Raw genomic sequence first — 18,179 nt, forward strand, 5'->3', positions numbered from 1 at the left:
GAAGCCGACCGGCAACGCGGACTTGGACAAGACGCTGGGCAACATTGTGGCGAATGCGATGTCGACCGTGGCGGGGGGCGTGGTCGGTGGGGCACAAGGGGCGCAGGCGGCGTACAACGTTGATCGGTTCAATCGGCAGTTACATCAAGGCGAATACGATTTAGCGAAAAAGCACGCAAAGCTAGTGGCGCAGAGGCTTAAGATTAGTGAACAGAAAGCGGAGGGGCGAATCGTCGCGGAGATACTACGCAATTCGGATCGGCAGACGGCGGAAGCGTCTAGCGGCAAGCACGATTACGAGATTCGCAGCATCGTGGGCTGCCAGAATCTAAATTGCTACGGTGATAAGAAGGATCCGCAATATGCGAATCACGATTACAACCGCAAGTTCATCGAGCCGAATCAAGAGGCGTATGACGCAGGGCAGAGCCAGCTTGGGCAGGGACAGACATATAACGAGCTAGTGACGTCTAATATTCAGAAAGATCCGGTTGGTTCAACATTGGCGGGTGCGGGAATGATCGGTTTGGGTGTTGCAACGGCAGGAGGCGTACCATCTCTGATGAGAATGGCGGTTGGTGGCAGTATTGGCGCTGGGGTAAATAGCGGTGTGCAGTATGTATTCAACAATGGAAAAATTGACCCAGTCGATGCAGGGGCAGCGGGTCTGGCAGGTGCGCTGACGTTTGGTACAAGCTTACTACCTGGTATGTTGATGCAAACAGGAGGTGCCTTGCTGAGCTCTGCTGTTAAAGAAGAGAATCCAAATGTTGGTATGGCAGGTGCTGCTGCTGGCTCACTGATAGGTTATAAAGTAGGTGGTTCTCTTGAGAAAGCCTTGAACGCGAAATTGAAACCGTGGTATCAGCCGGAGTGGGTTGATATGGGCTTTGGCATGTTGAGATATGTTTCTCCAAGTGTGTTGCCTTCAACTCTCGGTACCATTGGAGGAACAGCGGCTTCAGAGGGAGCTAATAATGCTACAGGCCGGATACTTAATCCTCCTGAATCGAAAAAGTGAGTACAAGAATGAGTCGTGATGTTCAAGCATTATTTTTGTATATATTTATATGTTCAATAACATTATCTGTCTTGGCGTTGGTTACTGAGTTTGGTGTGATTCCGATAATTGTTTGGATGCATAATTCCTCAGTTTACTACTTGCCGGACTTGGCAAGGATGTATGCGTGGTGCAAGTTAATATTGTTTGCAGCAGTTGTGGGCGGTGCCGGTGCTTGGCTGTATGACAGAAAGCGGATCGGTCGATAGTCAGAGGTGTTACAGGTGAGGTAAGTAAGATAAGTGACACCGGCACTGTACCGCTTCAATTGGCAGTTGCATCAAGATGCGAATCCGCGCAAGGACGAAAGAAAGCGCATTGAACAGGATAACGCGCCTGCGTATGCAGCAGCACACGCCGGAATGACGGTGGAGGAAGCTACCGATAGGCTCGTGGCCCAGTTGCTGCGGCAGGTGGATACGACGGCGGCAAGCCAGGGCGGTTGGGACCAGGATGCACCGAACTATTTGAATGCGTATGCGGCGGCCCATCCCGGTGAGACGATCGGAAAAGTCCAGTGGGGCAATGCGGTGCCGTTGTTTGGCGCGGCAGCCGGATATCAGCGCAACGACAACCGGCTTGCCGCCGTGCTCGGGCCAGCATCCGGGCTGTGCCCGCGCCCAAGCCCAAAGCGCCACCCGTGATGACAAACACGTGGTCGCGGATCTGCATGCCGATTGTCTCCTGATGCCGATACGCGTGCAGCCTCGTGAGCCGCGCCGCATGGGCGGCGCCACGATCGTGGCAATCCTGGATCGTTGTGTCCTGGATGGTGCTGCTCTGTGCCGGTTACTGCAGTGCGTCGAACACCCGTTGGCGGATCTCTTCGACGGTGCCGAGCCCGGAGATTTTCCGGTACTGGGGGGCCTTCAGCCCATTCTCGTCACCGCGCTGCGCCCATTGCATGTAGTAGTCGATTAACGGGCACGTTTGCGCGACGTAGACGTCCAGGCGCTTGCGGACCGTTTCTTCCTTGTCGTCGTCGCGCTGGACCAGGGGCTCGCCTGTCACGTCGTCGACCATGTCGACCTTCGGCGGATTGAACTTGATGTGATACGTGCGCCCCGAGGCCGGGTGCGTGCGGCGCCCGCTCATGCGCTCGATGATCTCGTTGAACGGCACGTCGATTTCCAGCACGTAGTCGATCGCCACGCCAGCCTGCTTCATCGCGTCGGCCTGTGGGATCGTACGCGGAAAGCCGTCGAACAGGTAGCCGTTCTTACAATCGGCCTGCTGAAGCCGTTCTTTGACGAGTCCGATGATCAGTGTATCCGGAACGAGCTCGCCCGCGTCCATGTAGCGCTTGGCCTCGACGCCGAGCGGCGTGCCGGCCTTCACGGCCGCGCGCAGCATGTCGCCGGTCGAGATTTGCGGGATTGCAAACTTGTCCTTGATGAAGTTCGCCTGGGTGCCCTTGCCCGCGCCAGGGGCGCCTAACAGGATCAAACGCATGATGATTATCTCCGAGATTGCTTGTGAATTCTGTGAGCGGGCAGACCATCAGCGTCGCACGCCAATCTGACTGCAACCTGATGCACGGTGCGTGTGCGCGGCGGGTAACGCGTCGCCAATGGGCACCGTACATGCCGCCTGTCGCGCCTGTCGTTACCGGGCGCGTAGCATAAGCGTCCGATTATGCCACGCGGCGCACGATCCTCAGCCTCGTTGAGCGAGAATCGCGCGAACTCGTGCCAGATCCGCCGGCGTGTCGACACCGGGCGGCGGCGCGTGCGGCGTAAGCAGTACCGCGATCCGTTCCCCATGCCACATCGCCCGCAGTTGCTCGAGTGCCTCGGCGATTTCGATCGGCGCCTGCGAAAGGTTGGGGTAGCGGCGCAGGAAGCCAGCCCGGTATGCGTACAGGCCGATGTGACGATGTACCGTGGTGCTTGACGCTGGCAGCCGCGCGATATCGACCACAGGCGCCGCGCCGCCCTCCGGGCTCCACTGCGGCTGGTACGCGTCGCGTGACCACGGGATCGGCGCGCGGGAAAAGTACAGGGCGATACCGCGGGCATCGAGAACCACCTTCACGATGTTCGGATTGAAGACCTGCGCTGGCTCGGTGATCGGATGGGCGGCGGTGGCAATCGCACAATCGGGATTGGCGGCCAGGTGCGCGGCGACGCCGGCGATCAGCCGCGGCTCGATCAGCGGCTCATCGCCTTGCACATTGACCACCAGCGCGTCGTCGGGCAGTCGGCATGCTTGGACCACCTCAGCCAGCCGGTCGGTACCGGTCGGATGGTCGGTGCGGGTCAGCAGCGCCTCGATGCCATGTGCTTGGCACGCATTGAGCACAACTTCGGCGTCGGTGGCGATCAACACTCGGCTCGCGCCTGACGCGCGGGCTTGCTCGGCCACATGTACCACCATGGGCTTGCCGGCTAGGTCGGCGAGCGGCTTGCCCGGCAGGCGGGTGGACGCGAGGCGGGCCGGAATGACGACGATGAATGGCACTGCGACGTGCATCAGATTAGTTGCCGGCCGGCTCGATCGGCGTGCCTTCGACCGTCTGGCGCGCCTCATCGGCCAGCATCACTGGAATGCCGTCGCGGATCGGATACGCGAGTTTATCGGCATGGCAAATTAATTCCTGCGCGTTGCGATCATGGTGCAGAGGCCCCTTACACAGCGGGCAAACGAGGATTTCAAGCAGGCGAGCGTCCACGAAGTTTCTCCACAACGAGCGCAATCAGGCGCGGGTCGAGCGTGGCGTCGACGGGCACCGCCCATAGACGCGTGTCACGCCAAGCCGTGCATTTTACCGCATCCTTTTCGGTGATTAGGATTGCATCGGCTGCATCGGTCACGAACGGGTTCTCATCGAAAGGATAGTGGTCGGGCAGCGCGCGTGTTGCGGGCACGAGGCCGCTCGCCCGCAGTGTCGCGAAGAAACGCTCCGGCGCGCCGATGCCGGCAGCGGCCAGCACGCGCTCGCCGGCAAACTGCGCCAGCGGCCGGCGCAGGTGCGGATGATCCAAGTGCCATGCGTCGGCGGGCTGCAGCGTCAGCGCGAAAGTCGCCGGCCACGGTGGCAAGCTGCGCCCGTAAGGGTTGTTGATCAACGTTGCGTCGCGGGCGCGACTCAGCGGTTCGCGCAACGGTCCGGCGGGCAGCAGGAACCCGTTGCCCCCTAGCCGGTGATCGAAGACCACCAGCTCGATGTCGCGCGCGAGCCGGTAGTGCTGCAGGCCGTCGTCGCTGACGATCACATCCACTTCCCGATGGGCCTGCACCAGCGCGCGGGCGGCCGCGACCCGGTCCGGGCAGACCCACACGGGCACCCCGGTGCGGCGGGCGATCAGCAGCGGCTCATCGCCCGCCAGCGCAGGCGACGACGCGGGGCTAACCGCGGTGGGCTGCACGATGCGCGCGCCATAGCCGCGCGACACCACGCCGGGCGTGAAGCCTGCGTCGCGCAACGCCTCGATCAGCGCGATGACGGTGGGCGTCTTGCCGGTGCCGCCGACCGTCACGTTGCCCACTACCACGACCGGTACGCTGACGTGCCACGTCTTGCGCCAGCCGCGCGCATACGCGAGCCGGCGCAGCGCGCAGACGGCGGCAAACAACTGGGACAAGGGCCATAGCGTGTATGCGAGCACCCCACGGCGCTGCCATTCACGCGAGAACACATGCTCGAGACGGGCAATGATGGCACGGGACAGTGGTATAGGCATGGCGGTGGGTATGGATGGGGTAGGCGCCGGACAACGGCACGGCAGGCCGCAACTCTAACGTGCTGCGGGCGCGCGCGGCAAGCCGGCTGACAGGCCGGGTGGGCCCGATGTGCGCACGGGCGTGCCGGTCACTTTAGTCCACAATGGGTTCGACGCTGATGGATGTTCGATACTCCAGCATACTATCCCCAATTATTGTGGATAAATTTGTGGGAATCTCGGGGTTACCGCCGGTAAACCCAAGGAGCGGAAAGGTTTTTATTGACTTGCCGCCTACCGGAGCAGCGTGCAAAGGGAGCAGCGTGCAAAGCCTTGCGCGGCAACGGTTTGACGCTCCCGTGCGGGTACGGCCGACTGGTGCGGCGCAAAGACCGGTAGAATCGACTGTGTGGATAGCTGCGGCCCCGCCGGGGTCGTACCGGATCCTCTCGCCCCGAATACCGTCCGATGACAGCAGAATTTTCCCCCCCGGCCCCCTTTGTCGGCGGCGACGCGGTGATTCCCGTGTCCGCCTTGAATCGCGCGATCGGCACCCTGCTCGAGCGTGCATTTGCGCTTGCCTGGATCGCCGGCGAAGTCTCGAACTTTACGCGGGCAGCCAGCGGCCATTGGTATTTCTCGATCAAGGACGATTGCGCGCAGATTCGTTGCGTGATGTTCCGTGGCCGTGCCCAATATGCACAGTTCACGCCGCGCGAGGGCGACCGGATCGAGGTGCGTGCCACGGTGACGATGTACGAGCCGCGTGGCGAGTTGCAACTGAACGTGGAGGCGGTCCGGCGCACTGGGCAAGGTCGGCTGTACGAAGCATTTTTGAAGCTGAAGGCGCAGCTCGAGGCCGAGGGCCTGTTCGCCGCTGAGCGCAAGCGCGTGCTGCCGTCGCACCCGCGGGCCATCGGTATCGTCACGTCGCTGCAAGCCGCGGCGCTGCGTGACGTGCTGACTACGCTTGCACGGCGCGCCCCGCATGTACCGATCATCGTCTACCCGGCGCCGGTGCAGGGCGCTGAGGCGGCCGCGCGTGTTGCGGCAATGATCGTCACGGCCAATCGTCGTGCCGAAGTCGATGTGCTGATCGTGTGCCGCGGCGGTGGTTCGATCGAGGACTTGTGGGCGTTCAACGATGAATCGCTTGCGCGGGCGATTGCCTCCAGCACATTGCCGATCGTGTCCGGCGTTGGGCACGAAACCGATTTCACCATTGCTGACTTCGCGGCTGATGTCCGCGCGCCGACGCCGACGGCGGCAGCGGAACTGGTCAGTGCGCAGCGCACCATGCTGTTGCGCGAGTTGGACCATCGCCACGCGGCGCTGGCGCGCGGCTTCGGCCGGATGATGGAGCGGCGCGCGCAGCAGTTGGACTGGCTCGCGCGCCGGCTGGTGAGCCCATCCGAGCGAATCGCCCGGCAGCGTCAGCACCTGCGGCAACTGTCGCTGCGGTTGTGCTCGGCCGGCGCGCGTCCGGTGCGGGACGCGCGCGCGCGGCTGACGATGGTTCAGTTACGCTGGCGGCGCAGCCAGCCCGACACAGAGCGGGCGGCTGAACGGGTGCAACGGCTCGGGCAGCGCCTGCGCGATGCCTTGCACAGGCAGCATGAGCGTCGACGCGCGCAGGTATCCGAGTTGGCTGCACGCACCGAATTGCTCAGTCCGCGGCGCACGCTGGAGCGCGGCTATGCGGCGCTGATCGACCCGCACAGCGGCGCGGCGGTGCGCGCGCCGGACGCGCTCAATCCGGGCGGCCGCGTGACGGTGCATCTCGCGCACGGCAGCGCGGATCTGGGCATTGCGCATGTGCAGCCTCGCCTGGATGAGGAATTCTAAGGCGGCGCGCGGACGGCTTGCCCGATGGGCGGGTGGGTAGCGCGAAGGCGGGCGCGAAACCGGTAGGCCGGCGCATGAGTGTCCGGCGCATGCGTGTCGCCCGCCCGCGGTGCTGGCGATATCAGCGCTGACCGCCGCGCAGGATGGCGCACTGCCGAGCAGTTCTGACTCATTCACAGGAATAAGCAAAGCAATGCTGCGCGTAAAGGTTGGACGATTTGCGGGGTTATTCCAACTCACCTAGAATCGAGTGCTCGGCAGCATGACTTACCCTGGTCCCCAATTCGTTATAAAGGAAGCTTGCACCATGGCACAACATACGCTCCCCCCTTTGCCGTTCGCGAAGAATGCGCTGGCTCCGCACATCTCGGAAGAGACGCTGGAATTCCACTACGGCAAACACCACCAGGCCTATGTGACGAACCTGAACAACCTGATCCCGGGTACGGAGTTCGAGAACTTGTCGCTAGAGGAGATCATCAAGCGATCGTCGGGCGGCATCTTCAACAACGCAGCACAAGTGTGGAACCACACGTTTTTCTGGAACAGCCTGTCGCCGCAGGGCGGCGGCGCGCCGACCGGCAAGCTCGGTGACGCGATCAACGCGAAGTGGGGCTCATACGACGCATTCAAGGAAGCTTTCACAAAGGTGGCGGTCGGCACGTTCGGCTCCGGCTGGGCCTGGCTCGTGAAGAAGGCCGATGGCTCACTGGACATCGTCTCGACTAGCAACGCCGCGACGCCGTTGACGACTGACGCCACGCCGTTACTGACGTTGGACGTCTGGGAGCACGCTTACTATATCGACTATCGCAACGCACGTCCGAAGTTTGTCGACGCGTTCTGGAACGTCGTGAACTGGGATTTCGCCGCCAAGAACTTCGGCGTGTGAAGCTTGCGCGCGGCATCGCCGCGCGCGTACCCACCACGCGTCGCTCCTACGCGAGCGACGCGCCATCTCAGCCGATGTCTGCGCACAGCACTATTAGGCGGCCTCCCACCCATACCACCATCGACGCGGTCATGCAAAGCTGCGCGTCATTGATCGATAGGTACGGCGACGTGTACGCAGCCGTGCACCGCTTAGAGGGTCTCCGCATCGCCATCGTGCCTTCCGGGGCTGCGGATGTCCGGCGCCAGTTGCCCGAATATCCACGCGGATAGCGCGGTAATTACGCCAACGCAGACGAATGTCGCGTGAAATGCTGGCAGCGTCTGTGATGGCGCGTTGTGTCCGAACAGTGCCGTGAACGTGGCGAGCAGCGCGCCGGCGATCGTGACTCCCAGGCTCATCGACAGCATTTGCACAAGCGAAAACAGGCTGTTACCGCTGCTTGCCCCTTCGCGTCCAAGGTCTTTCAGCGTCAACGTATTCATCGCGGTAAATTGCATCGAATTCACGCTGCCGAAGATCGCCAGTTGCACGAGTCGGATCCACAGCGGCTGATCGGGTGACATCAGCGCAAAGCTGGCCATGGTTGCCCCGAGCAGGACGGTGTTGGCCAGCAGCACGCGGCGGTAGCCGTGGCGCATGATCAACGTCGTGACGATGCGCTTGGACGCCATGCCGGCCGCTGCCACCGGCAGCATCATCAGACCCGCATGAAACGGTGTGTAGCCGAGGCTCACCTGCAGCAGAAGCGGTAACAGATAGGGCATCGCGCCGCTGCCAATGCGCGCAAACAGATTACCCAGCAGGCCGACGCTGAACGTGTGAATATGGAACAACTCGAGCGAGAACAGCGGGTGCGGGCTGCGCGTCGCGTGCAGGGCGTAGGCCGTCAAGCATGCGAAGGCCAGCACCAGCAATACCAGCACGAGCGCGTGCGCCAGCCGCAACTCGGCTAGCCCGTCCAATGCCAGCGTCAATGCCAGTATGGCCGCGGCGAGCAACAAGTAGCCCTTCACGTCGAAGCGCCCGACTTTGTCCAGCGGCTCGCCAAGCATGAACAGCGCTGTCGCGATGCAGCCCGCCAGGCCGACCGGCACGTTGATCAAGAACACCCAGTGCCATGACGCGACGTCGGTGAGCCAGCCGCCCAGCGTCGGTCCGATCAATGGCCCGACCAGCCCGGGAATCGCCACGAAGCTCAGTGCCGGCAGGTAGCGCTCGCGTGGGAAGCTGCGCAGCACGGCAAGCCGTCCGACGGGCAGCAGCATCGCACCGCCCACGCCCTGCACCACACGCGAGGCGACGAGTTGCCAGAGGGCCGACGCGTTCGCGCACATTAGCGAGCCGAGCGTGAAAATGAGGATGGCGCTGAAGAACACGCGTCGCGTGCCGAACCGGTCGGCCAAGAAGCCAGAAACCGGGATCATCAACGCCATCGTCAGCGAGTACGCGATCACCACGGACTGCATTCGCAATGCCGATTCGCCGAGGCTGCGCGCCATGGCTGGCAGTGCAGTATTGACGATCGTCGTGTCCAGCGCCTGCATGAAGAATCCTGTCGCGACCAGCCACAGCATGATGGTCAGCTTGCGCTCCGCTGCAACGGCGTGGTGGGTGGGTCGAGACGGGGTTCCGGACATGGGCAAATCGGACGGTTTCGCAACACAAGCCGCTATTCTAGGTGGCTTTGGCCCGTCGCTCGCGCCGCTTCTCGATAAAGCGCCGCGCCCGCGCATCGGCCTGCGCATCGATCAGCGCGACGCTTCCACGCACTTCGGATTTTGGGCAGCCGAGCCGGTTTTCGGACCGCACAACTGCTCGAACGTTGCGACAATCTCGTTGGCGTTAAACGGCGTACCGTCGTGTGTCGCGAAAACGCACGTTCTTTCGCAGCCTGAACGTCCATACGCTGCCATTTGTCGATCGCGTGGTGCTGCAGCGGGGCGCGACACGCCGCGGTGCGCTGCATGCCCGACAGCGCCACGGCGCGGCAAGGGAGCATGGGTAGGGCTCAGCGTGCCGACTTCGCGTTGATGACGGCGTCGGCAACATGCTGCGGACTTTCCGCATAGTGCTTGAACTCCATCGTATAGGTCGCGCGCCCCTGTGTTAGCGAGCGCAACGTGGTCGAATAGCCAAACATTTCGGCCAGCGGCACTTCGGCGCGCACCACCTTGCCGCCGCCTCCTGCGATGTCCTCCATACCCTGGACGATGCCGCGGCGGCTGGACAGATCGCCCATTACGTTGCCCATGAAATCCTCCGGCGTTTCGACCTCGACCGCCACCACCGGCTCGAGCAGCACGGGCCGTGCGCGCCGCATGCCTTCCTTGAACGCGATCGAGCCGGCCATCCGGAACGCGTTTTCGTTCGAGTCCACGTCGTGGTATGAGCCGAATGTCAGCGTCACCTTGATGTCCACGACCGGATAGCCAGCTAGCACGCCGGCCTGCATCGCTTCACGGATGCCCCGATCCACCGCCGGGATGAACTCGCGCGGAATTACGCCGCCCTTGATCGCGTCGACGAACTCATAGCCCTTGCCGGGCGGCTGCGGCTCCAGTGCGATCACCGCGTGCCCGTATTGGCCGCGGCCGCCGGACTGCTTAACGAATTTACCCTCGACGTCCTGCACCGCGTTGCGTACCGTCTCACGATAGGCCACTTGGGGCCTGCCGACCGACGCCTCGACGTTGAACTCGCGTTTCATCCGATCGACCAGGATTTCCAGGTGCAGCTCGCCCATGCCAGAGATGATCGTCTGGCCTGACTCCTCGTCGGTTTTTACACGGAACGACGGATCCTCCTGCGCGAGGCGGTTCAATGCGATACCCATCTTTTCCTGGTCGGCTTTTGTTTTCGGCTCCACGGCTTGCGAGATCACCGGCTCCGGAAAGATCATCCGCTCCAGGATGATCACGTTGTTCGGGTCGCACAGCGTATCGCCGGTGCTCGCCTCCTTCAGGCCGACCGCGGCGGCGATGTCACCGGCGCGCACCTCCTTGATTTCGGTTCGCTCGTTCGCGTGCATTTGCAGGATACGGCCGATCCGTTCTCGCTTGCTCTTGGTCGGATTGAGCACGGTGTCGCCCGAGCTAACGACCCCTGAGTACACGCGAAAGAAGATGAGCTGGCCGACGAACGGGTCCGTCATGATCTTGAACGCCAGCGCGGAGAACGGCTCGTCGTCGGCCGGATGCCGCTCGGCCTGCTCGTCGTCCGGCGTGTGGCCGAGGATCGCCGGCACGTCAACCGGTGACGGCAAGTAATCGATGACCGCGTCAAGCATCGCCTGCACGCCTTTATTCTTGAACGCACTGCCGCACAGCATCGGCACGATCTCATTGGCGATCGTGCGCTTGCGCAGTGCCTCCTTGATCTCTTGCTCGGTCAGCGAATGATGATCTTCAAGGTATTTTTCGAGCAGCGCCTCGCTGGCTTCCGCTGCTGCCTCGACCATCTTGTCGCGCCATTGTTGCGCAAGCCCGGCCAGATCGGTCGGGATGTCACGGTACTCGAATTTCACGCCAAGACTGTCCTCGTCCCAAATGATCGCCTTCATTTTGACCAGGTCGATGACGCCCTGGAAATGGTCTTCCGCGCCGATCGGAATTTGAATCGGTACCGCGACGCCGCGCAGCCGTTCGCCGATCTGCCGCTGCACGCGGAAAAAATCCGCACCAACGCGGTCCATCTTATTGACGAACGCGATGCGCGGCACGTTGTACTTATTGGCCTGACGCCACACCGTTTCCGATTGCGGCTGAACGCCGCCGACCGAGTCGTAGACCATGCACGCGCCATCGAGCACGCGCATCGAGCGCTCGACCTCGATCGTAAAGTCCACGTGCCCCGGGGTGTCGATAATATTGATCCGGTGTTCCGGATAGTTGCCTGCCATGCCTTTCCAGAACGCCGTGGTTGCCGCTGACGTAATGGTGATGCCGCGCTCCTGCTCTTGCTCCATCCAGTCCATCGTCGCGGCGCCCTCGTGCACTTCACCCATCTTGTGGCTCACGCCGGTGTAGAAGAGGATGCGCTCGGTGGTCGTCGTCTTGCCGGCGTCAATATGGGCGCTGATGCCTATGTTCCGGTAGCGCTCGATGGGAGTTTTACGGGCCACTTGAATCTCCTTCTTCGCGATGGGATGGCCGGTCCGGCAGGCATCGGACACCGCGTCCGCCTGACGAACCGGGAAAAACGGCCTGCGCGGGCGCTCAGTCGCGCGCGCGCCAACAGACATAGGATAGCGTTGCGCGGGCCATTTTGCTTGATTCGGTGAGCAAACGCGTTGCCCGATGAGCGGGTCGGGCGGATAGCAAGTGAGGCGCCGCGGTGTGGGGTGTTGCGGTGTGGGGTGCGATCAGCGTGCGGGCGGCAAGCCGAGCACGCGCATGCCAGGCTTGATGCCCTTTGATGCAAACCATCCCTTGCTCATCTCGAGCGCGTATACGCCATTGTGAGCGGGACAGTGGTTATTTTGTGTCTGCGCCTGCATTTCGTCCAGATCCGTGATCGTGCCATCAGCGCGGATGAAGGCGATCGACAGCGGCAACGGCGTATTTTTCATCCAGAAGCAATGGATGGCGTTCTCGTCAAATACGAACAACATGCCTTCGTTCGGCGCCAGCGACTTGCGGAACATCAGCCCTTGCTCGCGATCGGCCGGGTTCGCGGCAATGGCCGCGTCGACCACGTACATGCCGATCGTCAATGAGGCACGCGGAAATTGCTCGGGGCGCTTCAGTGCGGCCGGCAGCGGCTGCGCCAGCGCGCCGCAGGTCCCCAGCGCGAGCGTGACGCCGGCTACCAGCGCGGCGGCAACACGGGCCAGTGGCGCTGGCCTCGAGGTATTGATGCAAAGCCGCGGTGAGGCGGGGCGGGCGTGCCGGGCGGGCACGCGGAACAAGCGGGACACAGACAGCGCGGATCGCACCGAAACAACCACGGCAGACTCCTCGTAATATGAATACGCGCATGTTACGCGAATCGCTGGGTAGTACAGACCAACAAAAAGGCAGATCGCCTTGCGGCAACCTGCCTTTGAATACCGTCGCAACGGCAGTGCAGCGTCGTTCTTGTTGCTTGGGGAGACGAAAAACTTAATTCGAAGCCGCTTCCGAAGCAGCAGCAGCCTTCTTCGCCGCCTTCTTGTGCGACTTGTGAGCCTTCTTGTGTGCTTCGGTCTTCGAAGCAGCTGCCGGCGCCGATGCGGCTTCCGGCGCCGACGATTGCGCGAAAGCAGCGGTGGCGAACAGGCCAGCGACCAGGGCAGCGATCAGTTTGTTCATGTTGTTTTTCCTCAAACTTAGTTAAATTAACCAAATGACCCGCTTGATGAGTCATGTCAATCAACGCGGGATCCAGCTTTCGGTTGACAGGCTCGTTTAACAATTCACGCGGGCCCACTGCGTTCGTGCCATCCTGCGTGTGGCGGGGTGGCGACGTCGGCCGATGCCGGAGCACGCTGTGGCGGCATCCGAGCTAATAACGCGGCGCCTGTCGGACTGGTTGACGTGTGGCAAATGGGTGAAAACCCTATGCCGGCAAGCGGCACGAGGCAGAGACCGGTTCGAGGGCAGCGGCAGCGCTAGGGCCAGGGACCAAAGGGCAGGGCTAGGGCCAAGGGACAGGGACAGGGACAGGGACAGGTGGCACGACGTGCGCGTCAGCGCGTGCCGTGCCACGGCGCTGACGGTGGCAGCGCGCGCCATTGGCCGGGCGCCAGGCCGAGCGCGAATAAATCCAGCGCGCCGATACCAACGCGAATCAGGCGCAACGTCGGAAAGCCCACCGCTGCGGTCATCCGTCGCACTTGGCGATTACGGCCCTCGCCAAGGGCCAGCTCGATCCACGTGGTCGGAATCGCAGCGCGATAGCGTACCGGTGGATCGCGCTGCCACAGGCCGGAGGGCGGCTCGATGAAACGGGCGCGGCAGGGTCGGCTCACGTAGTCCCCAAGGTCCACGCCGCGCTCTAGAGCGGCCAGTGCCGAAGCCGGTGCAGCGCCGTCCAGTTGTGCCCAATAGCGCTTGACCAGCTTGTGGCGCGGCTCGGCGATGCGCGCCTGTAGCGCGCCGTCGTCGGTGAGCAACAACAGGCCTTCGCTGTCCGCATCGAGCCGACCTGCTGGGTAGACATCGGGCACGTTGACCCATGTGGCCAGCGATGCACGTGTCTCGTGGGCGGAAAACTGGCAAATCGTGCCATATGGTTTGTTCAATGCAATGAGTCGCATGGGCGATGCACGGGCGCCAGGCCCGTCCCTATGGCAAACGGCGAGATATTAGCGCATAATACGGAACGCAAGTCTTGTGTCTTATATAAGACTAAGCGCATCGACGCGGTGCCGTGGTGTCTTGCCGGCGCTAGAATAACGCTTCGCCACGAGCGACCCGCGACCCGCGAGTCTCGGTGAGGCCGCCGCGAGCTGCCTTAGCAGGCGACGCAGGAATTAACGCATGTTGGCGCGTAGCCGCGCAGCATACTTTCAGCCCGTCCATACCATTGGAGTCGAACATGCCGTATCAGCACATCAAGGTTCCGGCCGGTGAGAAGATCACCGTCAACCAGGACTTCTCGCTCAACGTCCCGGATCAGCCGATCATTCCGTACATCGAAGGCGATGGCATCGGCTTTGACATTACGCCGGTGATGGTCAAGGTGGTCGACGCGGCGGTCGAGAAGGCCTATGGCGGCAAGAAAAAGATCGCATGGATGGAGATCTTCGCCGGCGAGAAGGCGACCAAGGTCTACGGGCCGGATGTGTGGCTTCCGGAGGAAACGCTGCAAATCCTGAAGGAGTACGTCGTCTCGATCAAGGGGCCGCTGACCACACCGGTTGGCGGCGGCATCCGCTCGCTGAACGTGGCGCTGCGCCAGGAGCTGGACCTGTACGTGTGCCTGCGTCCGGTGCAGTACTTCAAGGGCGTGCCTTCGCCGGTGCGTGAGCCCGAGAAGACCAACATGGTGATCTTCCGCGAGAATTCGGAAGATATCTACGCGGGCATTGAATGGGCCGCGGAGTCGGAGCAGGCCAAGAAGGTGATCAAGTTTTTGCGCGAGGAAATGGGTGTCAAGAAGATCCGTTTCCCGGAGACATCGGGGCTTGGCATCAAGCCCGTGTCGCGCGAAGGCACGCAACGGCTGGTGCGCAAGGCCATTCAGTATGCGCTCGACAATAACCGCAAGTCGGTCACGCTGGTGCACAAAGGCAACATCATGAAGTTCACCGAAGGCGCGTTCCGCGACTACGGCTATGCGCTCGCCCAGAAGGAGTTCGGCGCGCAGCTGATCGACGGTGGCCCGTGGATGAAGATCAAGCATCCGAAGAGCGGTGCCGAGATCGTGATCAAGGATGTAATCGCCGACGCCTTCCTGCAGCAGATCCTGCTGCGTCCGGCCGAATACGACGTGATCGCGACGTTGAATCTGAACGGTGACTACATTTCGGACGCGTTGGCGGCGCAGGTCGGCGGCATTGGTATCGCGCCGGGCGCCAACCTGTCGGATTCGGTCGCGATGTTCGAGGCCACCCACGGGACCGCGCCGAAATACGCTGGCAAAGACTACGTGAACCCGGGCTCGGAAATCTTGTCGGCCGAGATGATGCTGCGCCACCTAGGCTGGACTGAAGCGGCTGACGTGATCATTTCCGCGATGGAAAAGTCAATCTTGCAAAAGCGCGTTACGTATGACTTCGCGCGCTTGATGGAGGGCGCGACGCAGGTGTCGTGCTCTGGCTTCGGTCAGGTGTTGATCGAAAATATGTAACGGTATCCCGCACGGGCCGGCGTATCGTGCCGGAGCACAGGACCCCTGTGGCACAGGTAATGTGCCACAGGGGTTTTTTGCGTCGGCGCGGCGCGCGTTGCGCCGACCCTTCGCCGGCCTTGCATCGCGTCGCACCCACGCCATGGCGGGCTGCGGCAATTCGCCACTGACCCGCGGCGGTGGCTGAAATACAATTGAAAGAAGGGCGTTGGCGACGGATAATCTTGACCCGTCCGATTTCACGATCTTCACCGTCGTCTCTGCGACGCTTGTGCGTTGTTGTCCGATGCCCCATCGCCGCACCCAAAAACTGACCGCCTGGCTCGGCCTGACGGCGATCTGGTTGATCGTTGTGATGCCGCTCGCCTCGCAGTGGCTCAGCCACGCGGGGCGCGGCGTCGACACGGTACTGTGCAGTGCGGCCACGACGGGCGAACGGGCCTCGGCCCACGGATCGGCGCACGTTGGTGGGCACCTGGACGCATGCGGCTATTGCAGCCTGCTTGCCCACAGTCCGGCAATCGGCGCACCGCAGGTCGCGACGCTCATGCTGCAGCGCCAGCGCGCGGCCACGCTGCCGGTGAGCGAGGGCGTACCCCGGCCTACGTCGCGGCATCTTGTCTCTTACCCCCGGGCCCCCCCAGGCACGGTTTGACGGCGACTTCTTTGCTCATTCCGTAACCGATGCCTGCCGGACCGGCCATTCAACTGCCGGCCTGGAGGGTATGCCATGGGTTGTTTGCATGAAATTCTCTTTCCTGGATCAGGCGGCGTCGCGTCGCCTGGTCAACGCGCATCTTGTATTGGAACGTAACCGCTGTCGGCGTTGGGCGCCTTCGGTGTTCGCCGCGGCGAGCTTGTTGGGAACAGTGAGCGCGCACGCGCAAGCTGATGCGTCGCCGCCTGACGCGCCCCCGGCGGGCGCCGCGTCGGTGCTCGTGCCGATCGAGGTCATCGCCAATGCGCCGAAGCATCCGCTGGTCGTGGTGACCGACCCGAAGCAGCCGCGTCAGCCGCTGCCCGCGAGCGACGGCGCCGACTATCTGAAGACGGTGCCGGGCTTTTCGGCGATCCGCAGCGGCGGCACCAATGCAGACGCGGTGTTTCGCGGTATGTCCGGATCGCGGCTGAGCTTATTGAGCAATGGCGCGCCGATGCTGGGTGCCTGTCCGGGCCGCATGGATGCCCCGACCTCGTATATCGCGCCGGAGAGCTACGACAAGGTGACCGTCGTCAAGGGGCCGCAATCGGTACTTTACGGGCCGGGCGCATCGGCCGGCACGGTGCTGTTTGAGCGCACGACCCGCCGCTTCGACGCGCCGGGCATGCGCTTCGATGGGAGCCTGGTTGGCGGCTCATTCGGGCGCAACGACCAGAATGTCGACTTGAGCGCGGGCGTGCGCGAAGGCTATGCGCGCGTGATCGCCAATCACGCGCATCAACAAGACTACCGCGACGGCAACGGTAATACGGTGCCATCGCAGTGGGACAAATGGAACGTCGACACGGCACTGGGCTGGACGCCAAACGAGCATACCCGCATTGAAGCGAGCGCCGGTACTGGCGACGGCTATGCGCGCTACGCCGGCCGCTTCAAGGACGGTGCACGGTTCCGGCGCGAAAGTTATGGTCTGCGTGCCGAGCGCTCGCACCTGGGCGAGGTTTTGGACCGCGTCGAAGCGCAGGTCTACTATAACGATTTCGACCATGTGATGGATAACTTCACGCTGCGCTCGCCGGCAGGCGGCGGCAGGTCCATGCCGATGGCATCCGAAGTGCGACGGCGCACGTTCGGCGCTCGCAGTGCCGCGACGCTGCGGTTCACGGACCAGTTTAAGCTGGTGGCGGGCGTGGATGGGCAGCACCATGCGCTCGACAACCGGTCGCTGCAGCAGGCCGCCGCCAACGGCAACGGTCCGTGGAAGCCGTCGGCAACCTTGTGGAGCATTGGCGGATTTGGCGAACTAACCTGGTACGCGACGCAGGCTGAGCGGATGGTGACGGGGCTGCGGGTGGACCGCGCCGCGGCACGCGACCGGCGCGTCAACGTCGGCTCCGGCGCGATGCAAGCACCGAATCCGACGGCCAACGTGCAACGCGAGCGCACTTTGCCCAGCGGCTTCGTGCGTTACGAGCGCGATCTCGCGACGTTGCCCGCGATGTGGTACGTCGGGATCGGGCATGCCGAGCGTTTTCCTGATTACTGGGAGCTGTTCTCGCCGAAACGGGGCCCAGAGGGCTCGATCAACGCGTTTTCGTCATTGCGTCCCGAAAAGACGACGCAACTGGATATTGGCGCGCAGTACAGTGGCGAGCGCGTTGACGCCTGGGTGTCGGCGTATGCGGGCAGCGTGCGGGATTTCATCCTGTTCGACTACGTGTCCGAGCCGATGGGACCAGCCAGTCGTGCGACGCAGGTCGGTGCACGGATCCTCGGTGGCGAATTGGGCGCCACGTGGCGCGCCACGCCGGCGTGGCGGTTCGAGACCTCACTGGCGTACGCGTGGGGGCGTAATAACGACACGGGCGGGCCGCTGCCGCAGATTCCACCGCTGGAAGCGCGCGTTGGCGCAAATTACCAGCACGGGACGTGGTCGGTCGGGGCGCTGTGGCGCGTGGTGGCGGCGCAGCGCCGGTACGCGTCCAATGAAGGGAACGTGGTCGGCAAGGATTTTGGGCCGAGCGCCGGTTTCGGCGTCGTGTCACTGCATGCGCAGTACGCGTTCGGCAAGGCGGCCACGCTGACGTTGGGCGTAGACAACTTGTTCGACAACGCGTACACCGAGCACCTGAACCTGGCGGGCAACGCGGGCTTTGGCTACTCGGCCAATTCACCGGTCATGGAGTCCGGCCGCACGGTGTGGTTGCGCCTCGGCGTCAAACTGTAGCGGCGCGAAAAAAGGAAAACCCGGCTTGCAACCGGGTTTTTCTGCTTCACGACGCAAGC

General features: G+C 62.9%; 16 protein-coding genes and 2 pseudogenes. 7 read left to right on the forward strand and 11 right to left on the reverse strand.

Annotated elements, in window-relative coordinates:
- Positions 1-1,021 (forward strand): annotated as a pseudogene (locus KPG66_RS02040) (hemagglutinin repeat-containing protein); the annotation flags it as partial.
- 627 nt (positions 1,022-1,648) lie between these two features.
- On the opposite strand, the pseudogene KPG66_RS17845 reads toward KPG66_RS02040, so the two are convergent.
- From KPG66_RS17845 to lpxK, 5 genes and pseudogenes are all read right to left on the reverse strand, one after another.
- Positions 1,649-1,732 (reverse strand): annotated as a pseudogene (locus KPG66_RS17845) (3-hydroxyacyl-CoA dehydrogenase); the annotation flags it as partial.
- A 117-nt stretch (positions 1,733-1,849) separates the two neighbouring features.
- Positions 1,850-2,512: an adenylate kinase gene (gene adk, locus KPG66_RS02050; protein ID WP_013434282.1), complete on the reverse strand. Its 663-nt coding sequence runs from the start codon at positions 2,510-2,512 to the stop codon at positions 1,850-1,852.
- Between the two features lie 204 nt (positions 2,513-2,716).
- Positions 2,717-3,532, reverse strand: a complete 816-nt coding sequence (gene kdsB / locus KPG66_RS02055; RefSeq protein ID WP_237069878.1) for a 3-deoxy-manno-octulosonate cytidylyltransferase — start codon at positions 3,530-3,532, stop codon at positions 2,717-2,719.
- A 4-nt stretch (positions 3,533-3,536) separates the two neighbouring features.
- A complete protein-coding gene (locus KPG66_RS02060) occupies positions 3,537-3,731 on the reverse strand; it encodes a Trm112 family protein (RefSeq protein ID WP_013434284.1) in 195 nt (64 codons plus the stop codon).
- A complete protein-coding gene (lpxK, locus tag KPG66_RS02065) occupies positions 3,712-4,743 on the reverse strand; it encodes a tetraacyldisaccharide 4'-kinase (protein WP_237069879.1) in 1,032 nt (343 codons plus the stop codon). The genes KPG66_RS02060 and lpxK overlap by 20 nt, the downstream gene beginning before the upstream one ends.
- A gap of 447 nt (positions 4,744-5,190) precedes the next feature.
- On the opposite strand from lpxK, the gene xseA reads away from it, so the two are divergent.
- Together xseA and sodB are read left to right on the forward strand one after the other, a co-directional pair.
- Positions 5,191-6,567, forward strand: a complete 1,377-nt coding sequence (gene xseA / locus KPG66_RS02070; RefSeq protein WP_013434286.1) for an exodeoxyribonuclease VII large subunit — start codon at positions 5,191-5,193, stop codon at positions 6,565-6,567.
- A gap of 307 nt (positions 6,568-6,874) precedes the next feature.
- The gene (gene sodB / locus KPG66_RS02075) at positions 6,875-7,459 is read left to right on the forward strand and encodes a superoxide dismutase (RefSeq protein ID WP_237069880.1); all 585 of its coding nucleotides are present in this window, start codon (positions 6,875-6,877) and stop codon (positions 7,457-7,459) included.
- Positions 7,460-7,650: 191 nt separating this feature from the next.
- On the opposite strand, the gene mdtD is transcribed toward sodB, so the two are convergent.
- Both mdtD and KPG66_RS17520 read right to left on the reverse strand, forming a co-directional pair.
- Positions 7,651-9,099, reverse strand: a complete 1,449-nt coding sequence (gene mdtD, locus KPG66_RS02080) for a multidrug transporter subunit MdtD (RefSeq protein ID WP_237069881.1) — start codon at positions 9,097-9,099, stop codon at positions 7,651-7,653.
- A gap of 37 nt (positions 9,100-9,136) precedes the next feature.
- Positions 9,137-9,271: a hypothetical protein gene (locus KPG66_RS17520; protein WP_272907015.1), complete on the reverse strand. Its 135-nt coding sequence runs from the start codon at positions 9,269-9,271 to the stop codon at positions 9,137-9,139.
- Between the two features lie 52 nt (positions 9,272-9,323).
- Here KPG66_RS17520 and KPG66_RS02085 point away from each other — a divergent pair, with 52 nt between their 5' ends.
- Positions 9,324-9,467, forward strand: a complete 144-nt coding sequence (locus KPG66_RS02085) for a hypothetical protein (protein WP_237069882.1) — start codon at positions 9,324-9,326, stop codon at positions 9,465-9,467.
- 3 nt (positions 9,468-9,470) lie between these two features.
- Here KPG66_RS02085 and fusA read toward each other — a convergent pair whose 3' ends face one another.
- From fusA to KPG66_RS02105, 4 genes are all read right to left on the reverse strand, one after another.
- The gene (fusA, locus tag KPG66_RS02090; protein ID WP_041754042.1) at positions 9,471-11,582 is read right to left on the reverse strand and encodes an elongation factor G; all 2,112 of its coding nucleotides are present in this window, start codon (positions 11,580-11,582) and stop codon (positions 9,471-9,473) included.
- A 240-nt stretch (positions 11,583-11,822) separates the two neighbouring features.
- Entirely contained in the window at positions 11,823-12,317 is a 495-nt protein-coding gene (locus KPG66_RS02095; RefSeq protein WP_041754043.1) for a DUF192 domain-containing protein, read from the reverse strand.
- Positions 12,318-12,561: 244 nt separating this feature from the next.
- The gene (locus KPG66_RS02100; protein WP_041753068.1) at positions 12,562-12,750 is read right to left on the reverse strand and encodes a hypothetical protein; all 189 of its coding nucleotides are present in this window, start codon (positions 12,748-12,750) and stop codon (positions 12,562-12,564) included.
- A gap of 377 nt (positions 12,751-13,127) precedes the next feature.
- On the reverse strand, positions 13,128-13,697 hold the full coding sequence (locus tag KPG66_RS02105) for a pseudouridine synthase (protein ID WP_013434297.1): 570 nt from the start codon (positions 13,695-13,697) through the stop codon (positions 13,128-13,130).
- Positions 13,698-13,978: 281 nt separating this feature from the next.
- Here KPG66_RS02105 and icd point away from each other — a divergent pair, with 281 nt between their 5' ends.
- The 3 genes from icd to KPG66_RS02120 all read left to right on the forward strand — a co-directional run bounded on the left by icd (position 13,979) and on the right by KPG66_RS02120 (position 18,120).
- Positions 13,979-15,232, forward strand: a complete 1,254-nt coding sequence (gene icd / locus KPG66_RS02110; RefSeq protein WP_041753070.1) for an NADP-dependent isocitrate dehydrogenase — start codon at positions 13,979-13,981, stop codon at positions 15,230-15,232.
- A gap of 208 nt (positions 15,233-15,440) precedes the next feature.
- Positions 15,441-15,887, forward strand: coding sequence for a DUF2946 domain-containing protein (locus KPG66_RS02115; RefSeq protein WP_237069883.1), 447 nt, complete (start codon positions 15,441-15,443; stop codon positions 15,885-15,887).
- 88 nt (positions 15,888-15,975) lie between these two features.
- Positions 15,976-18,120, forward strand: a complete 2,145-nt coding sequence (locus KPG66_RS02120; protein WP_237069884.1) for a TonB-dependent copper receptor — start codon at positions 15,976-15,978, stop codon at positions 18,118-18,120.
- The last annotated feature ends 59 nt before the right edge of the window (positions 18,121-18,179 follow it).

This window comes from Mycetohabitans sp. B2, from assembly GCF_021733735.1.
In the GTDB taxonomy this organism is placed as follows: Bacteria; Pseudomonadota; Gammaproteobacteria; order Burkholderiales; family Burkholderiaceae; genus Mycetohabitans; species Mycetohabitans rhizoxinica.

What these genes read in the sequence shown, in the direction of transcription:
- adk (WP_013434282.1), bottom strand. Translation starts at nt 2,512, where the DNA reads ATGCGTTTGATCCTGTTAGGCGCCCCTGGCGCGGGCAAGGGCACCCAG.
- kdsB (WP_237069878.1), bottom strand. Translation starts at nt 3,532, where the DNA reads ATGCACGTCGCAGTGCCATTCATCGTCGTCATTCCGGCCCGCCTCGCG.
- lpxK (WP_237069879.1), bottom strand. Translation starts at nt 4,743, where the DNA reads ATGCCTATACCACTGTCCCGTGCCATCATTGCCCGTCTCGAGCATGTG.
- xseA (WP_013434286.1), top strand. Translation starts at nt 5,191, where the DNA reads ATGACAGCAGAATTTTCCCCCCCGGCCCCCTTTGTCGGCGGCGACGCG.
- sodB (WP_237069880.1), top strand. Translation starts at nt 6,875, where the DNA reads ATGGCACAACATACGCTCCCCCCTTTGCCGTTCGCGAAGAATGCGCTG.
- mdtD (WP_237069881.1), bottom strand. Translation starts at nt 9,099, where the DNA reads ATGTCCGGAACCCCGTCTCGACCCACCCACCACGCCGTTGCAGCGGAG.
- KPG66_RS02100 (WP_041753068.1), bottom strand. Translation starts at nt 12,750, where the DNA reads ATGAACAAACTGATCGCTGCCCTGGTCGCTGGCCTGTTCGCCACCGCT.
- KPG66_RS02105 (WP_013434297.1), bottom strand. Translation starts at nt 13,697, where the DNA reads ATGCGACTCATTGCATTGAACAAACCATATGGCACGATTTGCCAGTTT.
- icd (WP_041753070.1), top strand. Translation starts at nt 13,979, where the DNA reads ATGCCGTATCAGCACATCAAGGTTCCGGCCGGTGAGAAGATCACCGTC.
- KPG66_RS02120 (WP_237069884.1), top strand. Translation starts at nt 15,976, where the DNA reads ATGAAATTCTCTTTCCTGGATCAGGCGGCGTCGCGTCGCCTGGTCAAC.